The 16,866-nt window shown below is 71.4% G+C and carries 14 protein-coding genes; 1 reads left to right on the plus strand and 13 read right to left on the minus strand.

Going from position 1 to position 16,866, the window contains the following annotated elements; all coding sequences use genetic code 11:
• Positions 1-495: 495 nt before the first annotated feature.
• From tyrS to D8M39_RS08310, 7 genes are all read right to left on the minus strand, one after another.
• Positions 496-1,803, minus strand: a complete 1,308-nt coding sequence (tyrS, locus tag D8M39_RS08280; protein WP_126874807.1) for a tyrosine--tRNA ligase — start codon at positions 1,801-1,803, stop codon at positions 496-498.
• 13 nt (positions 1,804-1,816) lie between these two features.
• A complete protein-coding gene (locus tag D8M39_RS08285; RefSeq protein ID WP_371413772.1) occupies positions 1,817-4,207 on the minus strand; it encodes an AAA family ATPase in 2,391 nt (796 codons plus the stop codon).
• 88 nt (positions 4,208-4,295) lie between these two features.
• Positions 4,296-4,823 carry an adenine phosphoribosyltransferase gene (locus tag D8M39_RS08290; protein ID WP_055086587.1) on the minus strand — a complete coding sequence of 176 codons (528 nt, stop codon included), beginning with the start codon at positions 4,821-4,823 and terminating at the stop codon, positions 4,296-4,298.
• 47 nt (positions 4,824-4,870) lie between these two features.
• Positions 4,871-5,581, minus strand: coding sequence for a DNA-3-methyladenine glycosylase (locus D8M39_RS08295; RefSeq protein WP_055086589.1), 711 nt, complete (start codon positions 5,579-5,581; stop codon positions 4,871-4,873).
• Positions 5,578-7,023, minus strand: a complete 1,446-nt coding sequence (gene argH / locus D8M39_RS08300) for an argininosuccinate lyase (RefSeq protein ID WP_126874809.1) — start codon at positions 7,021-7,023, stop codon at positions 5,578-5,580. Before argH ends, D8M39_RS08295 begins: the two co-directional genes overlap by 4 nt.
• 226 nt (positions 7,024-7,249) lie before the next feature.
• A complete protein-coding gene (locus tag D8M39_RS08305; protein ID WP_055086593.1) occupies positions 7,250-8,455 on the minus strand; it encodes an argininosuccinate synthase in 1,206 nt (401 codons plus the stop codon).
• Positions 8,456-8,543: 88 nt separating this feature from the next.
• Positions 8,544-10,058, minus strand: a complete 1,515-nt coding sequence (locus tag D8M39_RS08310; protein WP_126874810.1) for a long-chain fatty acid--CoA ligase — start codon at positions 10,056-10,058, stop codon at positions 8,544-8,546.
• Positions 10,059-10,240: 182 nt separating this feature from the next.
• On the opposite strand from D8M39_RS08310, the gene D8M39_RS08315 reads away from it, so the two are divergent.
• Complete coding sequence (locus D8M39_RS08315) at positions 10,241-10,672, plus strand: ankyrin repeat domain-containing protein (RefSeq protein ID WP_055085637.1); 432 nt, start codon at positions 10,241-10,243, stop codon at positions 10,670-10,672.
• 79 nt (positions 10,673-10,751) lie between these two features.
• On the opposite strand, the gene D8M39_RS08320 is transcribed toward D8M39_RS08315, so the two are convergent.
• The 6 genes from D8M39_RS08320 to argC are packed head-to-tail and all read right to left on the minus strand — an operon-like array spanning position 10,752 to position 16,750.
• Positions 10,752-11,246 carry an arginine repressor gene (locus D8M39_RS08320; RefSeq protein ID WP_083482522.1) on the minus strand — a complete coding sequence of 165 codons (495 nt, stop codon included), beginning with the start codon at positions 11,244-11,246 and terminating at the stop codon, positions 10,752-10,754.
• Positions 11,243-12,214, minus strand: a complete 972-nt coding sequence (gene argF / locus D8M39_RS08325; protein WP_126874811.1) for an ornithine carbamoyltransferase — start codon at positions 12,212-12,214, stop codon at positions 11,243-11,245. Before argF ends, D8M39_RS08320 begins: the two co-directional genes overlap by 4 nt.
• A gap of 43 nt (positions 12,215-12,257) precedes the next feature.
• A complete protein-coding gene (locus tag D8M39_RS08330; RefSeq protein ID WP_055085643.1) occupies positions 12,258-13,493 on the minus strand; it encodes an acetylornithine transaminase in 1,236 nt (411 codons plus the stop codon).
• Positions 13,490-14,440 (minus strand): acetylglutamate kinase, encoded by a 951-nt coding sequence (gene argB / locus D8M39_RS08335; protein WP_055085645.1) that lies wholly within the window; start codon positions 14,438-14,440, stop codon positions 13,490-13,492. Before argB ends, D8M39_RS08330 begins: the two co-directional genes overlap by 4 nt.
• A gap of 10 nt (positions 14,441-14,450) precedes the next feature.
• Complete coding sequence (gene argJ, locus D8M39_RS08340; protein WP_055085647.1) at positions 14,451-15,656, minus strand: bifunctional glutamate N-acetyltransferase/amino-acid acetyltransferase ArgJ; 1,206 nt, start codon at positions 15,654-15,656, stop codon at positions 14,451-14,453.
• A gap of 44 nt (positions 15,657-15,700) precedes the next feature.
• A complete protein-coding gene (argC, locus tag D8M39_RS08345) occupies positions 15,701-16,750 on the minus strand; it encodes an N-acetyl-gamma-glutamyl-phosphate reductase (RefSeq protein ID WP_094394728.1) in 1,050 nt (349 codons plus the stop codon).
• Between the last annotated feature and the right edge of the window lie 116 nt (positions 16,751-16,866).

Here is a 16,866-nt window from a genome sequence, read left to right on the forward strand (position 1 = left end):
TGACACCCAACACCCCCAGGAAACGGGAAAACACCTGAAAAGGCGTCGGGCCATCAACCAAAAATATAAAACTTTGGTATCAACAAACTAGACACACTATTGAGTTGACAAACAACACACCACAACGCGATCCACTGCTCTTTGCAGGTTCACCACGTTCGGTTGACGACCGGATCACTGCCGGTCAGATTTGTTCGCTGCTTCCGCGGGCCAAGTGGCCCTCCGTGAAGCGGCTTGTACAGCTTAGTTCGGCTTGCTCGGCGTGTCAACTTGACTGTTCAAGCCGATCCGCTTCGCTGGTTCCGAAGCTCGGTAACCGTAGCATGAACGAGGTCCGAATTTCTCGGGCTGATCTTTGCCGGCCACCCGCCGCCGCTCGGTCCCTTCCGGGCCTTCGTCGCGACGACTCGGAATACATTACACACGACTCGGGACCGGCGCAAAACGCCGGTCCCGAGCTGAAGAGGGGTCTGATGGGTGCTGGTCGCGGCCGGTTTAGGCGCCGAAGGTGACCGCCGCGAGGTTCTTCTTCCCTCGACGCAGCAGGGCGAAGCGGCCGTGCAGCAGGTCCGACTCGCCGATCACGGCGTCCTCCCCCGTGACCTTGTGGTTGTTCACCGAGGCGCCGCCCTCCTTGAGGACCCGCCGCGCTGCGGACTTGGAGTCGGAGAGGCCCGTGGCCACGAGCAGGTCCGAGACCAGGTGCTCCCCTGCCGCCACCTCCGCGTGGGGAAGTGCGGCGGCCACCGCGGCGAGGGTCTCCTCGTCCAGGTCCTCGAAGGAGCCGCGGCCGAACACGGCGGCGGACGCCTCGATCGCCTTGCGCGTGGCCTCCTCCCCGTGGACAAGCGTGTTGACGTCCGCGGCGAGCACGCGCTGCGCCTCCCGCCGGTACGGCTCCTCCTCCGTGAGCCTGCCCAGCTCCTCGATCTCTTCCCTGGTGCGGAACGTGAAGACCTTGAGCCGGTCCACCACGTCCGCGTCAGCGGTGTTGAGCCAGAACTGGTAGAAGGCGTAGGGAGAGGTGAGCTCAGGGTTGAGCCAGATCGCGTTGCCCTCGGACTTGCCGAACTTGGTGCCGTCCGAGTTGGTGATCAGCGGCGTGCCGATGGCGTGGACCGTGGCCCCCTCCGTCTTGCGCACCAGCTCCGTTCCGGAGGTGAGGTTGCCCCACTGGTCGGAGCCGCCGGTCTGCAGCACGCAGTCGTACTGGCGGTAGAGGTTCAGGAAGTCCAGGCCCTGCAGGATCTGGTAGCTGAACTCGGTGTAGGAGATCCCTTCCTCCGAGTTCAGACGCTTGGCCACGATGTCCTTCTTGATCATGGTGCCCACGCGGAAGTTCTTGCCGATGTCCCGCAGGAAGTCGATGGCGGACAGCGGCGCGGTCCAGTCCAGGTTGTTGACCATCCTGGCCGGGTTCTCCCCCTCGAAGGAGAGGAAGCGCTGTACCTGCTCACGCAGCAGGTCCACCCACTCCGCCACCGTCTCGCGGGAGTTGAGGATCCGCTCGGAGGTCTGCCGCGGATCACCGATCAGACCGGTGGAACCTCCCACCAGTCCGAGCGGGTGGTGGCCGGCGAGCTGCAGCCGGCGCAGCAGGAGCAGCTGGACGAGGTGGCCCAGGTGCAGCGACGAGGCGGTGGGGTCGAAGCCGCAGTAGTACGTGATCGGGGGGCCGTCGACCACTTCGCGCAGCGCCTCCGGATCGGTGGAGACCTGGATGAGTCCGCGCCAGTTCAGCTCGTCCCACAGGGACGTGAAGGAGGGGTCGTTGTGCTGCGAGGTGAGATCGGTGGTCGACACGGGGACTAAGTTATCAGGCCCTCGCAGCGCCGACGACGCCGCCCGCCGCGGCGCCGTCGTCCCCGCCCGGTGCCGCGTGCCTGACCCCGGCCGCGACCCCGTCGGAAGCCGGAGGCGCGCCACCGTCCGCCGCCGCCCCGGGCCCCGCCGGCTCCACACCCGCGGGCATGCCGTGGGCCGCCACGAGGTAGAGCCGCTGGGTGGGTCGCGTCATGGCCACGTAGAGGTTGCCTGGGCCGCCGGACGGGTCCGCCTCGATCTCGGCGGGTTCCACGACCACCACGGAGTCGAACTCCAGACCCTTGGCATCCCAGGGCGTGAGGACCATGATGCGCCGGTCGAGACTGCGCATCCCGGCGGCCACGAGTCCCGGGAACGCACGCTCGAGGGCAGAGCCGACCGCCGCGATCCGTCGACCGGGACACACCACCCCCACCAGCCCTCCGGAGAGCAGCTCCAGCTCCCGGCCCACGGACGCGACGACCTCCTCGGTCACGGCGTCGTCCGAGGCGGCGGGCACCAGCACGGGAGGGTCCCCGTCCCGCACGGCCGTGGGGTGCGACACCGTGAGTCCCGCGGCGCGGGCCACCCGGACCGCGGCGTCTGCGATCGGCTGGGGCGTGCGGTAGTTCACCGTGAGCTCCTCGAGCGTGAAGCGCTCCCCCACGAACGGCTCCAGCGCACCCTGCCAGGTGGTCGCCGCGGCCGCGTTGCCCGCCTGGGCGATGTCCCCCACCACGGTGAACGACTTCAGCGGGCAGCGCCGCATGAGCACGCGCCACTGCATGGGCGAGAGCTCCTGGGCCTCGTCCACGACCACGTGGCCGTAGGCCCAGGTGCGGTCCGACGACGCCGCCTCGGCCGCCGTGACGCGGTGCGGCGCCTCCGCGTTGAACGCCGTGAGCTGCTCCACGGTCACCACGCCCTGCGCCCCGATGTCCTCGAAGCCCTCCGCCATGGTCTCCAGCGCCTTCTGCGCGGACTCCTGGGCCTTGCGCTCTTCGACGGAGCGGTCCCCGCGCACCTTGATCCCGGCCGTGTCGAAGTCCCCGAGCAGCTCCGCCGCCTCGTCGAGCAGCGCGACGTCCGCCACGGTGAGGGGCGCGTCCACGGGACGCAGCAGCCGAGCCACCTGCTCGTCGGTCAGCTCGGGGGCCGCGGAGCGCAGGTAGCGCTCCTTCCCGAAGAGCTGGGAGACGAGCTGCTGGGGAGTCAGGGGCAACCACAGGAGGTTGAGCGCGATGCGCACCTCCCGGCTCTGCCGCAGGTCCTCCCGCAGGTAGGAGCGGTCCATCGTGGAGCCGGACTTCTCGTTGAGCTCCGCCCCCAGGGCGTCTGCGAGCTCCTTGACGACCACCTTCACGAAGGTCTCGCGGGCCTCGTTGTGCGGCTTGCCAGTGGCGCGGGCCCGCTCCCGGGCACGGCGCACGAGTGCGCGGTCGAGCTTGACGGTGTGGCCGTCCACCGAGAGCCACTGCGTCCTCTCGGGAAGCTTCTGCCGGTCCGCAACGGCGCGCCGGACAACGTCCACCATGTGCAGCCCGGACTTCCAGCGCGCCACCCAGGGGTCCTCCTCGACCGTGCCGTGCACCCCCGGGTAGAGGTCCGCCAGCGAGGACATCACCACGCCCGTCTCCCCCAGCGCCGGCAGCACCCGCTCGATGTACCAGAGGAAGGAGGAGGACGGACCCACGATCAGCACGCCGGACTTCGCGAGGCGCTCACGGTGCTCGTAGAGCAGGTACGCCGCGCGGTGCAGGGCCACGGCCGTCTTGCCGGTGCCCGGCCCGCCCTGCACCACCCGCACCCCGGAGAGCGGTGCGCGGATAATGCGGTCCTGCTCTGCCTGGATGGTGGCGACGATGTCCGTCATGCGCCCGGTGCGCTCGGAGTTCAGGGCGGCGATCAGCGCGCCCTCGCCGTGGACCACGTCGTCTCCGGAGAGGGCCTCGGGATCGAAGACGTCGTCCTCCAGTGCGGTGACCTCCCGGCCGTCCATGATGAGGTGGCGACGGCGCACGAGGTCCATGGGGTTCGCGGCCGTGGCCTGGTAGAACGCCCCGGCCTCCCGGGCGCGCCAGTCCAGCACGAGCCGCTGGTGGTCCTCGGTCGCCAGCCCCAGGCGGCCCACGTAGTGGCGTTCGCCGCCCGCGGTGTCGAGCCGCCCGAAGACCAGGCGCTCGTCCACGGAGTTCAGCTGGGCGAGTCGGTCCTCGTAGTAGGTGGCAAAGGCGTCCCGCTCGGAGCGGGCCTGGTGACCACCGCCGAAGTGGGTGGTCCGGACCTTGCGCAGCTCGCGGTCGCTGAGCTCCCGCAGCTCGTCCAGCCGGGCGTAGGCCCCTGCCACGTACCGGCGCTCGTCCTCGAGCTGCCGGGACACATCCACCGCTGCGGAATCCTCCACGAACTTCACCTCACGCACCCTGCCGACGGAACCGGTCGCTCAACCGGCGATCGACCATCCTACCGCCCGTCGGGTGCGCCCCCGCGGGTCAGACGCGCAGGAGCGCGCGGACCCGGTGCCCGCCCAGCTGGGTGCGTCCGCGCAGGGCCGTGAGCTCCATGATCACGCCGAAGCCCGCCACGTTGTAGCCGCCGCGGGTCAGCAGCGCGGAGGCCGCGCCGAGAGTGCCGCCGGTCGCGAGGACGTCGTCGAGCACGAGCACGCGCGAGCCCCGTGGGGCGTCGTCGGTGTGGATCTCCAGCGTTCCCGTGCCGTACTCGAGGTCATAGGACTGGGACAGGGTCTCGCGGGGCAGCTTGCCCGCCTTGCGCACCGGGATGATGCCGGCCCCGGAGGCGTAGGCCACGGCGGCGGCGATCATGAACCCCCGTGCCTCGACACCCGCCACGCAGTCGTACTGGCCCCGGAAGGCGTCCACGAGCGCGTCCACCGTCCGGCGGAAGCCCTCCCCGTCCGCGAACAGCGGCGTGAGGTCGCGGAAGACCACCCCCGGTTCGGGGTGGTCCGGGATCTTCTCGCACAGCCGGTCGATCATCTGTTCAACGGATTCAGTCACCCGCCCATGGTATCCGCCGGGCACGCCCCCACTCGCCGCCGCGCGGCTCACCGGCTGCGCCGACGCTTGACCGCGGCCTTGCGGTAGGGGGACACGGTCGGGTCCCCCGCGATCGCGAAGCGCCACGGGTAGGTGTCCGTGCCGCCCTCGCCGGAGACCCCCGTCCGGGGGGTCACGACGACGTCGCCCACCGCTTCCTGCCGCAGCGCGAGTCCCGTCCACGCCGGGCCGGGCGTGCGGAGCACGGCCTGCTCCGCGAGCGCCACGGGGTCGTCGGAACGACCGAGGTCGACCAGCGCGGCGCCGTCGTCCTCCCGCGAGAGACCGAGTGCCTGCGCCACGTTGCCCGGGCCGCGGGCGAGTGCCACGAACGGCGGCTCGGAGCTGCGGTTGGCGAGCCGACGGCGCAGGGCGACGTCCTCGCCGAGCACCACCTCCCCGGAGCGCACGAGGATCCCGCCGCCGGTGCCCTCACCCCGGCACACGAAGTTCACGGCGTGGTGCAGCCCGTACGTGAAGTACACGTAGATCCGCCCCGGCGCCTCGAACATGGACGCGTTGCGCGCGGTGCGGCCGCGGTAGGTGTGGGCGCCCGGGTCCGGCAGGTCGGAGTCGTGCGGGCCGCCGTAGGCCTCCAGCTCGGTGAGGCGCACGGCCACCGTGCCGCCGGGCAGGGCGCAGACGAAGACCGCGCCGAGAAGTCTCGGGGCGACGTCGGGCGCCCGGCCCAGCAGCAGCTCCTGCAGTCCCTGCGTCACGAGACCACGGGCTCGCGCGCCTCGAAGCCCGCGAGCGCGGCCATCCGCCGTTCGAGCTCGGCGAGCTGCTGCGCCACCGCGTCCGGGGCGGTGCCGCCCTGGGAGCTGCGGGAGGCGAGCGAGCCCTCGACCGTGAGCACCTCGCGCACACCCGGGGTGAGGTGCTCGGAGATCCGTGCGAACTGCTCGTCGGTGAGGTCCCACAGCTCGATGCCGTGCTCCTCGCACACGCGCACGGCGTCGCCGGAGATCTCGTGGGCCTCGCGGAAGGGGACCCCCTGCCGGACGAGCCACTCGGCCACGTCCGTGGCGAGCGCGAAGCCCTGCGGCGCGAGCTCGGCCAGGCGCTCGGTGTGGAACGAGAGGGTGCCCATCATCCCCGCCACGGCGGGCAGCAGCACCTCGAGCTGGTCGATCGCGTCGAAGACCGGCTCCTTGTCCTCCTGCAGGTCACGGTTGTAGGCGAGCGGCAGGCCCTTGAGCGTGGCCAGCAGCCCGGCGAGGTCACCGATCAGCCGCCCGGCCTTGCCGCGCGCGAGCTCCGCGACGTCCGGGTTCTTCTTCTGGGGCATGATCGAGGAGCCGGTGGAGTAGGCGTCGTCCAGCGTGACGAACGAGAACTCCTTGGTGGCCCACGTGGTGACCTCCTCGCTCATGCGCGAGACGTCCACCGCGGCCATGGCGCACACCCACGCGAACTCCGCGTAGACGTCCCGGGACGCGGTGCCGTCGATCGAGTTGAAGACGGCGGAGTCGAAACCGAGCTCCGCGGCGACGGCGTTGGGGTCCAGGCCCAGCGAGGACCCCGCGAGCGCGCCGGAGCCGTACGGGGAAACCGCCGCGCGGGCGTCCCAGTCCACGAGGCGCTCGACGTCGCGCAGCACCGCCCACGCGTGGGCCAGCAGGTGGTGGGACAGCAGCACCGGCTGGGCGTGCTGCAGGTGCGTGCGCCCGGGCATGGGGGCGTGGGGGTGACGGCGCGCCTGCTCCACGAGGGCGCGCACCACGTCCAGCAGGTTGCGCGCGATGATCGAGGCGTGGTCGCGCAGGTACATGCGCCCCAGCGTGGCGATCTGGTCGTTGCGCGAGCGCCCCGCCCGCAGCTTGCCGCCCAGCGCGGGGCCGGCACGCTCGATCAGTCCGCGCTCCAGGCAGCCGTGGACGTCCTCGTCCGACTCGGCCGGGACGTACGCGCCGCTGCGCACGTCCGCCTCCAGACGGTCCAGCGCGTCGATCATCCCGCTCAGCTCCTCGGCAGTGAGCAGGCCCGCGGCGTGCAGCACCCGGGCGTGGGCGCGCGAGCCCGCGATGTCGTAGGGCGCGAGACGCCAGTCGAACTGGGTGGACTTGCTCAGCGCGGCCAGCGCGTCCGCCGGTCCCCCGGCGAAACGGCCGCCCCACAGGGCGCCCTCGTTGGTTCCGTGCTGCTCGTGCTGGGCCATGGTGCTCCTCGTGGACGGTGGTGGATCGGTGCGCCCCCGGCGGTGTGCGCCAGTGGCGCGGGGCGGTGCGCCGGGGCGGTCTGCCGCGACGACGTGACGGGGACGTCGGTGCGGGGGCGACGACGCGCGGCGGGGTCCCGTGCGCGTCGAACGGCCGGGCTCCAGTCTAGGAGCCCGGCCGTTCGTCACCGCGTCCGCGGGGGTGCGCCGCCCGCGGCGCGTGGGATCAGTCCTCGCCCAGGTTCTGCTCGCGCCGGGACGCGACCTTGGAGGACATTCCGAACAGCTCGATGAAACCGCGCGCGTTGGACTGGTCGAACGAGTCGCCCTCGTCGTAGGTGGCGAGGTTGAAGTCGTAGAGACCCGTGTCCGAGCGCCGCCCGGTCACGGTGGCCCGGCCCGCGTGCAGCTCCATGCGGATGTCGCCGTTGACGTACTTCTGCGTGTCGTCGATGAACACGTCCAGGGACTTCTTCAGCGGTGAGAACCACTGGCCGTCGTAGACCAGCTCGGTCCAGCGCTGGCCCACGGTCTTCTTGAAGCGGGCCTGCTCGCGCTCGACCGTGACGTTCTCGAGCTCCTTGTGGGCGGTGATCAGCGCCATGGCACCCGGGGCCTCGTAGATCTCGCGGGACTTGATGCCCACCAGGCGGTCCTCGACGATGTCGATCCGGCCCACGCCCTGCGCGCCCGCCCGACGGTTCATCTCCTGGATGGCCTGCAGCGGGGTCACGGGCTTGCCGTCCAGCGCCACCGGAACACCGCGCTCGAACGAGATCACGACCTCGTCCGCGGCGGGCGGGAACGTGGGATCGTCCGTGTAGTCGTAGACGTCCTTGGTGGGACCGTTCCAGATGTTCTCCAGGAAGCCCGTCTCCACGGCTCGACCCCACACGTTCTGGTCGATGGAGAACGGGTTCTTCTTGGTGGTCACGATGGGGAGCTCGTTCTTCTCCGCGTAGGCGATGGCCTTCTCACGGGTCAGCGCGAGGTCCCGCACCGGGGCGATGCACTTGAGCTCGGGGCCGAGCGTCTGGATGCCCACCTCGAAGCGGACCTGGTCGTTGCCCTTGCCCGTGCAGCCGTGGGCCACGGTGGTGGCCCCGAACTGCTTGGCCGCGGCCACCAGGTGCTTGACGATCACCGGGCGGGAGACCGCCGAGACCAGCGGGTAGGAGTCCATGTAGAGGCCGTTGGCCTTCAGCGCCGGCATGCAGTACTCGCTCGCGAACTCGTCCCGGGCGTCCGCGACGTAGGCCTCCACGGCACCGCAGTCCAGGGCGCGCTGACGGATGGTCTCGAGGTCCTCGCCGCCCTGTCCGACGTCCACGGCCACGGCGATCACCTCGGCACCGGTCGCCTCACCGATCCACCCGATGGCCACGGACGTGTCCAGCCCACCCGAGTAGGCCAATACCACGCGATCACTCACGGCGTTCTCCTCACACACTGCTCAACGACGACACTGACTGCGCGGGACGACCCGCGCTCCGTGCATGACTATACACAACTGTCGTTATTTATGCATCGAGCGAGAGCTCGCGCTTGAGGATCTTACCCGTGGGGCCCTTGGGCAGCTCGTCCGTGATGCGGTAGATGCGGGGGTACTTGTACTTGGCCACCCACTCCTGCACGAACGCGTCCAGCTCCTGGCTCAGCGCCTCCCGGCCCTTGGACTCGAGCACACCGGACTCGAAGACGACGACGGCGCCGACCTCCTCGCCGTGCTTCTCGCTGGGCACGCCCACGACCGCGGCCTCCACGACACCCGGGAACTGGTAGACGACCTCCTCGATCTCGCGGGGGTACACGTTGTAGCCGCCGCGCAGGATCATGTCCTTCTTGCGGTCCACGATGAAGATGGCGCCGTCCTCGTCCTTGCGGCCCATGTCCCCGGTGTGGAACCAGCCGTTGCGCATGGCCTCCTCGGTGGCCTCGGGCTTGTTCCAGTAGCGCTTCATCACGTACTGCCCGCGCACCGCGATCTCCCCGACCTCGTTGGTGGGGACCTCGTTGTCGTCCCCGTCCACGATCCGGATCTCCGCCCCGCGCACGACCGTGCCGATGGACCCGGGCTTGCGGACGTTGCCCGGCTGGTTGAAGCACACGATCGGGGAGGTCTCCGAGAGGCCGTAGCCCTCGTACACGCTGGTGTCGAAGACCTTCTCGAACTTGGCCATGACCTCCACGGGCATGGCGGAGCCGCCGGAGACGCCGGCGCGCAGGTCGATCCCCTCCGTGGTGAGCTCGCCCTTGCCCAGCTCGTGCAGCAGCGCCACGTACATGGTGGGCACGCCCACGAAGATGTTGACGTGGTCCCGGCGCAGGATCTCCAGGGCCTTGACCGGGTGGAAGCGCGGCAGCAGGGAGACCGCGGCGCCGCGGGCCACCACCCCGTTGAGGGCAACCGTCTGGCCGAAGACGTGGAAGAAGGGCAGCCCTCCGAACATCACGTCCCCGTTGCGCAGGTCGAACAGCTCCCCGGCAATCTCGGCGTTCGAGTGCAGGTTGTGGTGGGTCAGCTCCGCACCCTTGGGGCGCCCGGTGGTGCCGGACGTGTACAGCAGCACCGCCGTGTCCTCGTCCTCGCGCTCGACGACCTCGGCCGCCGGCTCAACCGACATCAGGTGCCCCACGGTGCCCTGGGCGCTGATCGGCAGCACGGCCACGCCGTCGAGCTCCTCGACCGCCTTCTGGCTGGCCTGGGCCATGTCCTCCCACGCGAGCACGAAGCTCACGCCCGCGTCCTGGAAGTGGTAGGTCAGCTCGCGAGGGGTGAGCAGCGGGTTCAGCGGGACCACGATGCCGCCGGCGCGCAGGATCGCGTAGTACAGCACCGCCATGTGGGGCACGTTGGGCAGCACGAGCGCCACGCGGTCCCCGGGGCGGATGCCGTTGGCGGTGAGCAGGGCGGCGCCGCGGGCGGAGAGGTCGTCCAGCTGCCCGTAGCTCAGGTGCAGGTCATCCAGGATCACGGCGGGATCGGACGTGTACTTCGCGGCCGAGGTGGTGAGCAGCGTGGCCAGGTTGGTCATGGGTCCTCCAGGGAACGTGTGTGAGATCTAACACGTGAGACTGCCAGTATCGGGTACCCGAGTCAAACGCCCACGCCACGGGTCCGGGAGCGCGTGCGAGACTGGGAGCAAGCCCGGATCGCCCCCGCGATCCCCACCCGTGCCCCGCCGAGTCGGAGCACCCGTCCGCAGGAGGACCTCCCGTGACCCAGCCGGAATCCGCACCCCAGCCCCCGCAGCTCACCGAGGCCGAGCTGGCGTACGCCACCTCGCTCTTCGACGCCGCCCGCAACGGCGACACGGACACCCTGCGTGCCGCCCTGGACGCGGGCGTGCCGGTCAACCTCACCAACGGCAAGGGCGACACCCTGCTGAACCTCGCCGCCTACCTCGAGCGCAAGGACACCGTGGCCATGCTCCTGGAGAAGGGCGCGGACACCGAGCGCGTGAGCGACATGGGCTTCACCGCGCTGGTGTGCGCCGTGTTCCGCGGCAATGAAGCCATCACCCGCATGCTCCTGGAAGCCGGGGCGGGGCAGGCCACCGGGCACCAGCACGCGCAGGACGTCGCCAGGGTCTTCGGCCAGGAGCAGCTGCTGCCGCTGCTCACGCAGTACGAGACCCGCGAGGCCTGAGCGCCGCGGACTCCGCGTCCCGGGTGCCACGAGCGCCGTGGCCGCCGGGCGCAGGAGGGCGGCACCGCGGCGGCGTCGCTCAGCGGGCGAGGTCGAGGAAGGTGCGGGCCAGGTCCGCGCCGCCCTGTGGGTCTCGCGCCACGACCATGATGGTGTCGTCCCCGGCGATGGTCCCCAGGATCTCGGGCATCACCGAGTGGTCGATGGCCGAGGCGAAGTACTGGGCGGCTCCGGGCGGGGTGCGCAGCATCACGAGGTTCGCGCTGCCCTCCGCGGTGACGAGCAGCTCCCGGCACAGCGAGGCCAGCTTCGCCTCGGCACTCTCGCGGGTGATCCCGGTGGCCGGGGAGCGGTCCGCGCCCGCGCGGGGCATAGCGTAGACCATGCCCCCGTTGGCGGAGCGCACCCGCACCGCCTCGAGCTCCACGAGGTCCCGGGACAGGGTGGCCTGCGTGACCTGGATGCCGTCCGCGGCGAGCAGCTCCGCGAGCTCCGCCTGGGAGTGGATCTCCCCTCCGGTGACGAGCTCCAGGATCCGGGCCTGCCGCGCCGTCTTGGTGGTGGGCATGCTCACCGGGCCTCCTCCCGTCGCAGGGCTGCCGGCAGGTCCGCCGAGAGTCCCGAGGAGTCGAGCAGGAAGGTCAGCAGCGCCTTCTGCGCGTGCAGCCGGTTCTCCGCCTCGTCCCACACGAGCGAGGCGGGCCCGTCGATGACCTCCGCCTCGACCTCGAATCCCCGGTAGGCGGGCAGGCAGTGCAGGAACACGGCCTGCTCGCCGGCGAGCGCCATGGCCTCACGCGTCACGGCGTACGGCTGGAAGATCCTCGTGCGCTTCGCCTTCTCGTCCTCCTGGCCCATGGAGACCCAGGTGTCGGTGACGACGGCGTCCGCGCCCCGCAGCGCCTCGGCCGGGTCCGTGGTCACGAGCACGGAGCCACCGGTCTGCTCGGCCCTCTCCCGCGCGGCGTCGACGACGTCCTGGCGCGGCAGGTGCTGCTGGGGCCCGGCCACCCGCACGTCCATCCCGGCAGTGGCGCAGCCGAGCAGGTACGAGTTGGCCATGTTGTTCGCGGCGTCCCCCACGTAGGCCAGGGTGCGGCCCGGCAGGTCCCCGAGGTGCTCGCGCAGGGTCAGCAGGTCCGCGAGGATCTGGCACGGGTGGTAGTCGTCGGACAGGGCGTTGACCACCGGGACGGTGCTGTGCTCGGCCATCTCCTCGAGCCCGGACTGCGCGTAGGTCCGCCAGACGACCGCGGCGAGCATGCGGGAGAAGACGCGCGCGCTGTCTGCCACGCTCTCCTTGTGCCCCAGCTGCGACTCCCCGGGGTTGATGATCAGGGGGCTGCCGCCGAGGTCGCTGACGCCCGTGGCGAAGGAGACCCGCGTGCGGGTGGAGGTCTTGTCGAAGACCACCCCCACGGTCTGCGGGCCCGCGAGCGGGCGGCGGGAGAAGCGGTCCGCCTTCAGCGCGAGCGCGAGGTCCAGGACCCGGGTCTGCTCCTCGGGCGTGAGGTCGGTGTCGATCAGGAAGTGACGGAGCACGGGGCATCCTCCTTGGGGAGCGGGTGAGGGGCGGGGCGGCGGTTCAGTGCTCGCGGGCCGCGAGCAGCCGCGGCAGGGCGGCCACGAACTCGTCCACGTCCCGCTCGGTGATGATCAGGGGCGGGGCCAGGCGCAGGGTGGCCGGGCCCGTGGCGTTGAGGATGAACCCGGCGTCCCGGGCCGCGGCGACGACGCGCTGCGCCACCGGGTCCTCGGGGCCCTCCTGCACGAGGTCCACGCCGAGCAGGAGACCGTACTGGCGGACGCCCGCCACGCCGCCGACGGCGCGCAGGCCCTGGGCGAGGTGCTCCCCCACCCGGCGGGCGTTGGCGAGCAGGTCCTCGTCCTCGATCACGGTGAGGGTCGCGAGGCCCGCGGCCATGGCCAGCGGGTTGCCGCCGAACGTGGTGCCGTGCTGCCCGGCGCTCAGCAGGCCGGAGACCTCCGGGCCCGCGGTGAGCAGCGCCCCCACGGGGAAGCCCCCGCCGAGACCCTTGGCGAACGTCACGGCGTCAGGGAACTCTCCCGCGGGCAGCTGCGCGCTGGAGGCGAGCCACGCACCGGTGCGACCGATCCCGGACTGCACCTCGTCCACCACGAGCAGCGCACCGTGCTCGCGGGTCAGCTCCCGGGCTCGCGCCAGGAAGCCCTCGGGCAGGCCAAGCACCCCGGCCTCGCCCTGCACGGGCTCCACGATCACGGCGGACACGGTGTCGTCCAGCGCGGCCTCCAGCGCCTCGACCGTGGCGGGGACATGCTCCACCCCGGCGGGAAGCGGTTCGAAGGGTGCGCGGTACGCCTCCTTGGCGGTCAGGGCGAGCGCACCCATCGTGCGGCCGTGGAAGGAGTGCTCCAGCGCGATCACCCGCTGCCGGGGCCGCCCCTGCGAGTCTGGGTGGGCCGCGCCGTGGCGGCGGGCCAGCTTGAACGCCGCCTCGTTCGCCTCCGAGCCGGAGTTCGCGAAGAACACGTGCGAGCCCTCCGGTGCCCCGGTGACATCCAGCAGCTTGTGCGCCAGCGCAATGCTGCCCGGGGAGGTGAAGAGGTTGGAGATGTGGGCGAGCGAGCCCGCCTGCTCGCTGACGGCCCGCACCCACGCCGGGTGCGCGTGTCCCAGCGCGTTCACGGCGATCCCGGCCAGCAGGTCCATGTAGCGCTTGCCGTTCGCGTCCGTGACGTGGACCCCCTCGCCCGAGACGAGCACGAGGGAGGGATCCCCGAACACCCCCAGGAGGTTGTCCCTGTACTGCTCCAGCAGCTCGTCCTGCCGCGCGCTCATGCGTTCTCCGTCCCGTCCGGTGTGACCTCGGTGCCGATGCCCGTGTCCGTGAAGATCTCCAGCAGCGACGAGTGCTCCGAGCGCCCGTCCACGATGCTCGCCCGCGGCACCCCGCCCTCCACGGCGCGCAGCGCCGCACGCATCTTGGGGATCATCCCCGACTCCAGCGTGGGCAGCATCTCCCGCAGCTCCGACGCGGTGAGCGAGGAGATCAGCGAGGACCTGTCCGGCCAGTCCGCGTACAGCCCCTCCACGTCCGTGAGGGCCACGAACTTCTCCGCGCCCAGCGCCACCGCGACCTCCGCGGCAGCCGTGTCCGCGTTCACGTTGAGGACCTGACCCGTCAGCGAGCCGAGGCCCGCGGCGTCGTCGTCCGAGTCCGCGAGCTCCGGGGCGATCGAGGCGATCACCGGGATCTTGCCGATGTCCAGCAGCTGCTCCACGGCGGCGGTGTTCACGCGCGTGACCGTGCCCACCAGCCCCAGGTCCAGCGGGGCGCCGTCCGAGCCGGTGCGCACCCGGCGCGCCTGCAGCAGCCCGGCGTCCTCCCCGGACATCCCCACCGCGTAGGGACCGTGCGCGTTGACGAGGCCCACGAGCTCCCGGCCCACCTGCCCCGTGAGGACCATGCGGATCACGTTCATCGCCTCCTCGGAGGTGACGCGCAGCCCGTCCCGGAACTCCGAGGCGATGTTCAACGAGTCGAGCATGGCGCTGATCTGGGGGCCTCCGCCGTGGACCACGACCGGGCGGATCCCCACGTGGCGCAGGAAGACGATGTCCTCCGCGAACGCGCGGCGCAGCTCGTCGTTGACCATGGCGTTGCCGCCGTACTTGAAGACCATGGTGGAGCCCGCGTAGCGCTGGATCCACGGCAGCGCCTCCATGAGGGTCTCCGCCTTGGAGCGGGCTGTTTCGTACCTGGTGTTATCGCTGAGACGTGACATGGTGGGCGCGCTAGCTCGAGTAGGCGCTGTTCTCCTCGACGTAGTCGTGGGTGAGGTCGTTGGTCCACACCGTGGCCTGCTGGTCCCCGTTCTTGAGGTCCACCACGATGTCCACGGCGCGCGACGCCGCGAGGTCCACGCCCTCGCGCGGGTCCCCGATGGCGCCGTTGCGGCACACGGTGACGCCGTTGATCGAGACGTCGATGCGGTCCGGGTCGAACTGCGCCTGCGTGGTGCCCACCGCGGAGAGCACGCGCCCCCAGTTGGGGTCGTTGCCGAATACCGCGGTCTTGAGCAGGTTGGAGCGGCACACCGTGCGGGAGACGTCCTCCGCCTCCGTCTCGGTGGCCGCACCCACCGTGGTCACGGCGATGTCGTGGGACGCGCCCTCCGCGTCCGTGATCAGCTGCTGCGCGAGGCTGTGGCACACGGCCGTCAGCGCGCGGGTGAACTCCACCTGGTCCGGGCGCTGCGCGGAGGCGCCGGAGGACATCAGCACCACGGTGTCGTTGGTGGACATGCAGCCGTCCGAGTCCGTGCGGTTGAACGTGATCCGGCACGCCTCCTTCAGTGCGAGCGAGAGCTCCTCCGCGCCCAGGACGGCGTCCGTGGTGAGCACCACGAGCATGGTGGCCAGCCCCGGGGCGAGCATCCCCGCGCCCTTCGCCATGCCGCCCACGCTCCAGCCCGCACCGCTCACGCAGGCCTGCTTGGGGACGGTGTCCGTGGTCATGATGGCCTCGGCGGCCTCCGCCGCGGCACGCTGCCCGGGGGCGAGCGCGGCCACCGCGGCTGGGACTCCCCCGCGCACGACGTCCATGGGCAGCTGCTCTCCGATCAGCCCGGTGGAGCACACCAGCACCTCTCCGGCACCAATGCCCAGCTGCTCCCCCACCAGCTCGGCGGTCTCGTGCGTGTTCTGGAAGCCCTGCGGGCCGGTGCACGCGTTCGCCCCGCCCGAGTTGAGCACCACCGCGCGGGCACGGCCCTGCCGGATCACCTCCCGGGACCAGTGGACGGGTGCAGCGGCCACGCGGTTGCTCGTGAACTCGGCCGCTGCGGCGTCGTCGGGCCCGGTGTTGACCACGAGCGCGAGGTCACGGCCCCCGGACTTCTTGAAGCCGGCCTCCACGCCGGCCGCGCTGAAACCGGCCGCGGCGCACACGCCGGAGTCCGTGCTCACGGGGACGTCGGGAACGGGGTTGTGCGAGGACATGGCAGCTCCTGGTTCGGACGGGCGGTCGGGCGCGGACCCGGCACTCACGGTGCCACGCCCTGCGCGGTGAGGCCCGCGGTCTCGGGGAGGCCGAGAGCCAGGTTGAGGGACTGCACGGCGGCGCCCGCGGTCCCCTTGGTCAGGTTGTCGAGGGCCACGCTCACCACGAGCCGCCCGGCGTGCGGGTCCACGGCCAGCTGCAGCGCCACGTGGTTCGAGGCCTGCACCGACTTGGTGGTGGGCCACTGCCCCTCGGGCAGCAGGTGCACGAACGGCTCGTCGTCGTACGCGGCGCGGTACGCCTCCCGCACGGCCTCCTCGGTGGTGCCCGGACGCAGCGCGGCGGTGGCCGTGGTGAGGATGCCGCGGGGCATGGGCGCCAGCGTGGGGGTGAACGAGATCCGCACGTCCTCGCCGGCCGCCCAGCCGAGACCCTGCTCGATCTCCGGCGTGTGGCGGTGCCCGCCGCCGACGCCGTACGGGGACATCCCGCCCATCGTCTCGGCACCGAGCAGGTGCGGTTTCAACGACTTCCCGGCGCCCGAGGTCCCGGACGCGGAGACGATCACGATGTCCTGGGCAGACACCAGCCCCGCCGCGAGCGCGGGCGCCAGCGCGAGCAGCGAGCCCGTGGGGTAGCAGCCCGGGACAGCGATCCGGGTGGCACCGGGCAGGTTCTCGCGCTGCTTGCGGCCGCTCGGGTCCACGAGCAGCTCGGGCAGCCCGTAGGGCCACGTGCCGGCGTGGTCCGAGCCGTAGAACGCGCGCCACGCCTCGGCGGACTCGAGCCGGTGGTCCGCCCCGGCGTCGACCACGACCGTGCCGGCGGGCAGCTGCTCGGCCACCGCCGCGGACTGGCCGTGCGGCAGGGCCAGGAACACGACGTCGTGCCCCGCCAGGTTCTGCGCGGTGGTCTCGACAACGTCCCGGTCCGCGAGCGCGTGCAGGTGCGGCTGGAGCGCGCCCAGCTTCTGCCCGGCGGAGGAGTGGGCCGCCACGGTGGCGATCTCGATGTCCGGGTGCCCGCACAGCAGGCGGAGCACCTCTCCCCCCGCGTAGCCGGTGGCGCCTGAGACTGCAGCGGTGTAGGTCATGGGCACCACCATACCGTATTCCTATGCACTCCACTCAATATTTATGCATAGCGCGGGCCATGTCCACGCTCGGGTGAGCACCCTCCCCGCGGACCGCCCCGACGTGCACTGCCTTG

The organism is Kocuria sp. HSID17590 (assembly GCF_003989485.1).
GTDB lineage: Bacteria > Actinomycetota > Actinomycetes > Actinomycetales > Micrococcaceae > Kocuria > Kocuria salsicia.